We start from the raw sequence: 8,308 nt of genomic DNA, 5'->3' as shown, positions 1-8,308 counted from the left end.
AGGCCGGACTCGTGACGTATTTATTGCTTATTCAGGATCACACGCTTCCCCGCCACAGCCTGAACGGGATAGGATTCCGCAACCGGACCGTCGAAGGCAATCTCCACTTCCGAACCGACCTTCAGCTCTTCGACGGCTGCGCGGACAAGCTCCGCGCCCTGCTTTTTATATAGTTTTGTATGCTCACGCAAGGATACCGATGCCTTGTCATAAGGTACGTTTTCTGTTTTGGGACCTTCAACCATAATGGAAATGATCTTTCCTTCGGGGCTCGGTTTTGCCGGGACCGCCTCCTTGCTCGATACTGAAGCATTCGGGTCCGGAGTGCCGGAAGCGGACGATGCCGCATGCGGAGCTTTGGCCACAGACGTAACTGTGCCGCGAATATCAATCCGGTCCGAGTGGTCCGGCTGCTCCTGAATCCCTATTTTCCCGTCTACGAACAATGCCGTACCGGAAATAACAATAAAGAACGCCAGCCCTGCCAAAATTTTACTCATTCGATTCCCTCCCCATTCAACCATGAGTGTCACTGCTTATCCTTATGAACGCTTTTTCCTTGGCGCATGTTGCCGGGAATCGCTTCCCGACCGGAAGAAAAGTGAAAAGACGAAAGAGACACCGGTAGCCCGATGTCTCTGACTATAACTCTTATTTAGGCCGCTTAACCCTGCCCCGTTTCCACTCGAATGCTCTCCATTAAGCGGAGCAAGCTGTCCATGCACTCCCGCGACGCTTCTTCTCCGCCTTCCGAGAAGGCGCTGCCTGAAGGACGCTTGAGCTGCTCCTCCGTAAGCTGCGAACGCAACCGGTAATGCGTCTCGACAACCAGGTAGCCGTCGTAGCCGTCTGCCAGCAGGCGCCGCAGCAGCGCCCGGTAATCCACTTCGCCCTCCCCGATCGCAACGCCTTGCACGCCGTCCGCCGTACGCACCGCATCCTTCAAATGAATATGGCAGATCTGCCCGCGCAAATGCTCGTAGCCGTCCGGATAAGGCACTTCGCCGTCCGGGTCCCATAAGTCGTTCCCCGGGTCATACAGCGCCCGAAGGTGCGGGGAAGCCACCGCACCCAGCGGCCGCCGCTCTTTGGCGCCGTTCGTCGCATAGACGGCGGGATCGAATTCGAGCGCGTAGACGAGTCCCGCCGATTCCATCATCCCGGCGACTCCGCGGAGCCGCTCCGCGATACGTGGGAGTGCTTCATCGGACGGGCCTTGCGCCCAGAAGCTGAAGCCCCGGACGTAACGGCAGCCGAAGCGGCGGGCCAGGTCCGCATACCGTTTCAGAATGCGGATATGCTCCTCAATTTGCACCTCGTCGTCCAGCTCGCATTTGAACACCGGCGAAGACAGGCCGCATACGGTCAGCCCCGCCTCTTGCAGCCGTGCTGCAAGGGCGTCAATCCGCTCGTCCGATAGCTTGTAGAGCGGCTGATCGTTGACGGAGCGCAGCTCGACCGCTTCCAGCTTATAGTCGCGACAAAAGTGGATCACCGCCTCGATATCCTGCGACACCTCGTCGGTCAGCACGGCCAGCCGAAACGGCCATGTCATGATGAGGTGCCCCCTTCCCGGGCAGCGGCCGCCTGACCGACTGCCGGGGAGCCGCCCAGCGATACCGGCTGTCCCGTGACACGGCTTTCGTTGGCGGCTTCCATGAAGCGCACGACCTCCAGCGTCTCGCGCAGATCGATCGCCGGGCGGCCGCCGGCAAACCAGCGGACGATGCTTTCGAGCAGGAGCGCATAGTACGGTTTGTCGGACGCGTAGACGTCAGCATACAGTGTCTTTTTCTGGCGGTGTACCCACACGCCGAACCTCCGGTTGCCCCGGCGGTTCCCGCGGATCGTGCCGATGCGGCCGTCCGCCCAGGTGCCGACGATGAGATCGTCGTCATCGTTCGTATGCGCCTGGACCCGGATGCAGCCCGTCCCCATGGCGGCGTACAGCATGTCGGCCGTGTGCACGCCATACCAAAACAGCCCCGGCTGTGTCGGCTGCAGGTCCATCGGACCGTAGCAGTCCGCGCCGATGATGGCGCCGCCCTCCTCCGAAGCGACCGCCTCCGTCAACGTTTGCGCGAAGCGGACAGCGGAGCAGCTCATGACCTCGACGCCGTGCTGCTCGGCAACACGCGCGATTTCTTCAGCATCCCGCGAGCTGACCGCTAACGGCTTGTCGATAAACACGGGCTTGCCGTAAGGCGCAATACGGCGAAACTGCTCCAAATGCACCCGTCCGTCCACGGATTCGAGCAGAATCGCATCGCAGCGCTCCGCGACCGCTTCCGGCGTATCCACGATCTCCACGCCGTGCTTGCTCCGCAGCGTCTCCGTGAAGCCTTCGACCCGGCCGGCGCTCAGCTCGAAATCGGGCGAGCCGCCCGGAAACGCCACCGTTACCCGGGCTCCCGGAACGTGATGCTGATGATTCGGATCGTTCAGCAGTTCGGTAAAATCGACGGCATGCGACGTATCCAAGCCGATCATGCCGATGCGAAGTATAGAGCTCATTTGCCATTGCCTCCTGTTCTTGAGCTTGCCTGTACATAAAAGTCGGAGCCTTGCGCGATATGGATTAAGGATTGATAACCATGTACGGCTGATGCTCCGCGTGTTCTTTCGAGTGAACCTGCACCAATAAGTTTTTCGTATTGGAGTCCGTCAAACGGAATGTCGCAAGCCCGTCCGTCTGGCTCTGAAGGAATGGGGTAACATCGATGCCATACCAGCCGCTTTGCGAAACGGACAGCGTACCGATGCTTACCGCCGTACCGCCCGGACGATTGTTCCAATTCACCGTCTCCTCGCTCCATCCATCTGAATCCAGCCCTTGTACGTTTAACGGCACGACGGCGTCGGGAGCCGCATGAACGTATACGTACAGCTTGGCGGAACGCACAGGCTCGGGATAAGCCCCAAAATTGAATTTCATCAGCGCCAGCTTGTCGCCTCCCCCAACCGCCCGTGGGGCATCGAGGATGTCCAGCAGCTCGGCGGACCCGTAATTTTCGGTCGGAGCGTTCTCAAAGACGTAAGCGTCGGCAACCGGACGTAGCATGTTGCCGCCGGTTGCGGCGCGGTTGACCGTTATCGCATAGCTGTCCGTCGTTCCGTCAGGTCCGGCGGTCCGGACCGTGATGCGATTCGCGCCCGGCTGTAAAGCAACCTCAGCGGGAACCCCCGGAGTCACAAGCGCTCCGTTCACGAATACGGCGGCGTTCGCCGCCTCCGGGCGGGCCGTCACGGCAAGGCGGTACGTATCGGCTGATACCGAGGCGGTATACTGGAGCCGGTCCGGCGCAAAAGACGGCTCCAGCGTGCCCGCGCTGAGGCTTAGCGCCTGCAGGCGGATCCGCGGGTACAGCGCCGCCGTATGCGGCGCATCGTACGCCTGCGCCCAGTAGTAGCCGGCTGCCGTGATGCGGCGCGGCTCGAACCCAACCTGCGCGCCCGGCGGCAGCGATTCGGAAGCAAGCGTGATGGCGCCGCCGGACGCCGGGCCACCCGTATACTTGCCGGCGGCATACGTGAAGCGTCCGTACACCTCCGCCGTCACGGGCTGCCCCGTCGCCTTGTCGACGACTTGCTGCGCTGCGCTGGCGCCGCTCCCGCTACGTATGACCTGCAGCCCCGAGACGATCATCGGCTTAAGCGCCGTCGTTCCGGTCGTCGCCTGCGTCTCCGCGGAAGCCGGGCCGACGTTGCCCCGGACATCCATAGCCGCGACTTTATAATAGTACGTCGTATTCGGCAGCAGCCCGGTATCCTTGAAGGACAAGCTTCTTGCGGTGCCGACCGCCGTCGCTGCTCCGGCCGTAAAACCCGGCTGCGTGCTGCGGTAAATGGTGTATTTGTCCACCTCTGTATTATCGAACGCCATCCCGTAGGACAGTTGAACGGTGCTGTAATCCGTTGCGGTCGCCACAGGATTGCGGGAGACGGCGGTCGGCGGCTCCGTATCGGCCGGCGGCTGCCAGAATACGGCCCCCGGTCCCCAGTGCGACGGCAAAGCCCGCAGCGAATCGTAATGGTGCATCGCGATGCCGCCGAAGCCCGGCTTGCTTCCGAACGCCGCATATACTTTATCGAGTTCGGCTTCCATCGCTGTCCGGCCTTCCTCGCGGAACGTGATCGTCTCCGGATCGCCGCTATTGACGATATCCAGCGTCTCGACGCCGATCACGACGGAGTTCGGCTTGCCGATTGTCGCGGCATAGGCGATTTCGCCTTCTGCGCCCGCAATGATGCCTGCCGTCCCGTCGGCCGTATCGCGGTAATCCATGCTCGAGATATAATCGGAAATGTCCTGAATATGCTCGGACAGCCATTTCGTTGCGCCGTTCCATTCGATGTTCCTGGACTCGTTCGATGAGTCGTACCACTTCGGTATGGCCGGGCCGATCGGCAGATCGATTCCTGCGGCATTGCGCCGGTCCGCCATCTTTTGCGACAAGTCCAAATACTGCTTCTGAAGCGAAGGGTACTGCGCTTTGAAATCCGGCGAGATGTACGGCTCGATGTCGACGTTCACGCCATCGAAGCGCGCGCCTGCCGGGGAAGCGATGTTATAGTTGATGATTTTCTCCAACTCACGAAGAGCCAGCGGATGGTACTCGGCGTAAGCGCCCATATACGGCGGCGACGTGCCCCCTGCGATGCAGGCGAACACCTGATACCCCCGGGCATGTGCCCAAGTCAGAAAATCGCGCACCGCCTCCCGGTTATCCTCCAGAATATCGATCCCGCCATAAGAGCCTACGGCGAAATAAAATACGGTTACCGGATCGGAGCCGAACGTCGCCGTATCCTTCGCCATCGCGTCGAGCACGGTGCGCGAGCCCGGATTCAGCAGCAGATTGTACGAAGCCGGCTCCCAGATCCACATCGCGCGGTCCTGCTTTTCCACCGTGAGCGGCTCGTGCGTCCCTGCGCCCACCTGTGCATAAGTCGTCATGCTGAAGCCCGTATTGCCGCGGTCGTCCACCGCTTTGGCCTCGATGCTGCTCGTCCGGTCGCTGATGCCCTGCGTCTGCCATAAATATTGATAATGGTCCCCATTGCGAACCGCCGCCTCCCACGGTCCGCCATTCATGCGGACATAGACGCGCTGCACTGTGTTTGGAGAATCCACCGCTATTTGGACCGGCACCATTCCCGTCAGCGGCTGCCCTTCCTGCGGATTGACGATCCGGACAACCGGAGCGGCCCGGGCGGGATTGCTCGCTTGCAGCGTTAGCGTCTGACTCCAAACCCCGTAGCGCGTCGTCACATCCAGTCCTTTGGCGATGATCCGAACCGGACCGTTAAACGCCGACGTATCCAGATCGTAATACCAGCTGCCGCTGTCGTCCCCGTCCGGATCTTCCTTGCGGACCTCGGCCTGCCTTTTCCCGTCAATCAACAGAACAAGATCGTACACGTCCCGATACGTTCCCGAAATCCGTATCGTCCCCGAGCCGACCGGCGTGCCGTCAGCAGGCGAGTCGATGGTGACGGCCGCTGCCGCAAGCGCCCGGGGAACGGCCCCCGGCGCACCGAAGACGGACCATAGCCCCGAGAGCAGCAGCCAAGCCGCAAAATGCAAGCGAATACGACGTTTCCACATCCCGATCACCAGCTCCTATACGTGAAGTGGCCTTCCCGAAACAAAAGAAACGAAAAGCTACAGCTTTACTTCCTGCCTTGTGCGCGCAGATTCATAGATCGCCAGGATCAGGTCGACCGCCTTGCGGCCCTCCTCGCCCGGAATGAGCGGATCGCGGTCTTCCCGGATCGCGCCGATCATGTCATCCACGAGAATATAGTGGCCGTCGCCGGAAATCGCCCGTGGATCGCTGCTGCCCTCCGCTTGGCCAGCCGTCTGCGGCGCTTCCTCGTCGCTTCCGGTGAATTTCCATACTTTAAACCCGCTGTCGGCAAATACGATCGAGCCCAGCTCGCCATGAATTTCCGCCCGCATCTCCGTGCCCGGATAGACGGACGTTGTGCCTTGAATGACGCCAAACGCGCCGTTTTTATATTTGACCGTGGCGACCGCCGTATCCTCTACTTCGATATCGCGCACCAGCGGAGCGGCGTAAGCGAATACGGATTCGACGTCGCCCATCAGCGAGAGCAGCAGGTCGATGCCATGCACGCCCTGGTTCATCAGCGCGCCGCCGCCGTCGACCGCCCAAGTGCCCCGCCAATCCGCGCTGCGGTAATATTCGGGGCTGCGGTAATATTTCATGTACACGTCGCCGAGCACCAGCTTGCCGAGCTTGCCTTCGCGGATCGCGCGCCCGACGATCGCCGCCTGCTGCGTCGTCCGCTTCTGGAAGACGGTTCCCAGCTTGACGCCGTACTTGCGGCAGGCCGCGATCATCTCGTCCATCTTCTCCCGCCGGATTTCGAGCGGCTTCTCGCAGAGGACGTGCTTGCCCGCCTGCGCGGACGCAATCGTCACGTCGCCGTGCAGCCCGCTCGGCACGCAGACGCAGATGACGTCGATGTCGTCCTGCTTCAGCATCCGCTCGTAATCGCCGAACACTTGCCCGATGCCGTGCTCGACGGCGAACGCCCTGCCGCGGTCGGCGTCCTTCTCGGCGATCGCGACAAGCTCCGCTTCGGGATGCGCGGCAATCGCTTTCGCGTGATTCACGGCGATAACGCCCGTGCCCACCAAAGCAAATCGAATATTACGTTTCATCGGATTCTCCTCCATCGTTTAAACCGAATTATTTTTTGGGCGCAGCCGCATCGAGCCGCTGGTACGCTTGCTTGTACAGATCGACCAGCTTTTGCGTCCCAAGCCCGTTCAGCTCCTGCACGTACTTATCCCACTCGGCCAAATTCCGGGAGCCGGTCACAAACTTGGCGAAGCTCTCCTCACGGTATTTCTTCACGGCTTCCCCGGTCACGGACAGCGTTTCCAGCTCTTTCTCCGTGAAGGCCGGTCTCGGCTGCATCGCCGGAGGATCGTACTGCCGCGCCTCCTGATACGCTTTTTGCAGATCGGGGGTAAACAGCGACAGATGCGAGTCAAAATCGATCCACGTGTACGTGCCGCTCGTGGCGAGCCCCGTCTTCTTGCGCATTTCGGTCAGGTCGGTGAATTCCGGCTTGAACTTCTTCTTGCCGCCTTCCGTCACATACGTTTCGCCTTCTTTCCCCCAGCTGGCCAGCGTGCGCCCTTCTTCGCTGTAGAAGAAATCCATGTACTTCATGACATCCTTCACTTTCTTGGAGTTGGACGATACGGTCAGACCGCCTTCCAGAAAATGCATGTACGGGTTGTACTGCTTGCCGCCCGCCATCCCCGCCGGCGGAGCCATAAACTGCAGGTTGTACTGCGGGTTCTCCTTGCGCATCGCGTTGTTGAAGAAGTCGATCCGGCTGATGTAGTCGATCGTAATAAACGACTTGTTCGTCGACATCATGTCCTGCCACTGCTTCGTCTGCACGGTCAGAAAATCAGGCTGGATCAGGGCTTCCTTGTTGAATTTATGGAACGTTTCGAGCAGCTTCCTGTAGTTGTCTTCGGTCGGGCCGTATTTCCACGCTTTGGCGTCGAAATCGTAATAGACGTCTTCGCCGGTCTGGAAATTGGTCGTAAAATGCGCCATCATCTCGTCGGGAATTTGCCCGAACCGGAACGACAGCGGGTAGCTGTCCGGATACGCTTCCTTCAGCTTCTTGAGCACCGTATACAGCTCGTCGTACGTTTTCGGCGGCGTCAAATTGTGCTTCTTGAACACGTCCTCCCGGTACATCCAGATCATCCGGTTCGTTTCCCCGAAGCCTTGGTTCGGGAACATGTACATTTTCCCGTCCGCCGCCACGGCCGCCTTCACCTCCTCCGGATATTTCTCCATCCATTTCTTGAGGTTCGGCATGACGTCCAGATGATCCAAAATGTTGACAAGCGCGCCCTGCTGGCCGTATTTGTTCGATTCCTTCTTCCGGTTCGGCATGTAGAGCAGGTCGGGCATATTGCCGGAGGCAACGACCAGGCTGAGCGAATCGCTCAATTTGCCGGAGGGCAGCTGCACCTCCAGGCGGGCGCCCGTTTTCTCTTCGATCATCTTCCAGATCGGCCAGTCCTTGCTGTATGGGAACGTCGCGTTATTGTCCAGCAGCGCGGTGAACGTTTTTTTCCCGGGCGGCTGTTGGCCCCCTTCGGCATCCGCCGACGGCGGTTTGCCCGGTTCCTGGCCGCTGCAGCCGGCGGCCGTGGCCGCAAGGAGCGCAGCGAGCGTGAGAAGCGCACTTTTTTTCATGGAAAAGCTTCCTCCCCTTCTGTGTGCCTGTAATGTCAGCCGTGCTA

6 protein-coding genes are annotated in these 8,308 nt (G+C 60.3%); all 6 read right to left on the bottom strand.

Annotated elements, in window-relative coordinates; translation table 11 throughout:
- Window positions 1-20: 20 nt before the first annotated feature.
- Window positions 21-500: a DUF3221 domain-containing protein gene (locus QJ48_RS09670; RefSeq protein ID WP_054973418.1), complete on the bottom strand. Its 480-nt coding sequence runs from the start codon at window positions 498-500 to the stop codon at window positions 21-23.
- 164 nt (window positions 501-664) lie between these two features.
- Complete coding sequence (locus QJ48_RS09665) at window positions 665-1,555, bottom strand: sugar phosphate isomerase/epimerase (protein WP_054973417.1); 891 nt, start codon at window positions 1,553-1,555, stop codon at window positions 665-667.
- Window positions 1,552-2,514, bottom strand: coding sequence for a Gfo/Idh/MocA family protein (locus QJ48_RS09660; protein WP_054973416.1), 963 nt, complete (start codon window positions 2,512-2,514; stop codon window positions 1,552-1,554). The genes QJ48_RS09665 and QJ48_RS09660 overlap by 4 nt, the downstream gene beginning before the upstream one ends.
- A 64-nt stretch (window positions 2,515-2,578) precedes the next feature.
- Window positions 2,579-5,608, bottom strand: a complete 3,030-nt coding sequence (locus QJ48_RS09655; protein WP_054973415.1) for a DNRLRE domain-containing protein — start codon at window positions 5,606-5,608, stop codon at window positions 2,579-2,581.
- Between the two features lie 57 nt (window positions 5,609-5,665).
- Window positions 5,666-6,691 (bottom strand): Gfo/Idh/MocA family protein, encoded by a 1,026-nt coding sequence (locus QJ48_RS09650; RefSeq protein ID WP_054973414.1) that lies wholly within the window; start codon window positions 6,689-6,691, stop codon window positions 5,666-5,668.
- A gap of 28 nt (window positions 6,692-6,719) precedes the next feature.
- Window positions 6,720-8,261 (bottom strand): extracellular solute-binding protein, encoded by a 1,542-nt coding sequence (locus tag QJ48_RS09645; protein WP_054973413.1) that lies wholly within the window; start codon window positions 8,259-8,261, stop codon window positions 6,720-6,722.
- Window positions 8,262-8,308: the final 47 nt, after the last annotated feature.

Origin of the sequence: Paenibacillus sp. A3, from assembly GCF_001399685.1 — a bacterium.
Lineage (GTDB): Bacteria > Bacillota > Bacilli > Paenibacillales > NBRC-103111 > Paenibacillus_G.
The sequence above is the reverse complement of the archived record's forward strand: the minus strand, read 5'-3'. Positions and strand labels throughout refer to the sequence as shown.

What these genes read in the sequence shown, in the direction of transcription:
- QJ48_RS09670 (WP_054973418.1), bottom strand. Translation starts at nt 500, where the DNA reads ATGAGTAAAATTTTGGCAGGGCTGGCGTTCTTTATTGTTATTTCCGGT.
- QJ48_RS09665 (WP_054973417.1), bottom strand. Translation starts at nt 1,555, where the DNA reads ATGACATGGCCGTTTCGGCTGGCCGTGCTGACCGACGAGGTGTCGCAG.
- QJ48_RS09660 (WP_054973416.1), bottom strand. Translation starts at nt 2,514, where the DNA reads ATGAGCTCTATACTTCGCATCGGCATGATCGGCTTGGATACGTCGCAT.
- QJ48_RS09655 (WP_054973415.1), bottom strand. Translation starts at nt 5,608, where the DNA reads ATGTGGAAACGTCGTATTCGCTTGCATTTTGCGGCTTGGCTGCTGCTC.
- QJ48_RS09650 (WP_054973414.1), bottom strand. Translation starts at nt 6,691, where the DNA reads ATGAAACGTAATATTCGATTTGCTTTGGTGGGCACGGGCGTTATCGCC.
- QJ48_RS09645 (WP_054973413.1), bottom strand. Translation starts at nt 8,261, where the DNA reads ATGAAAAAAAGTGCGCTTCTCACGCTCGCTGCGCTCCTTGCGGCCACG.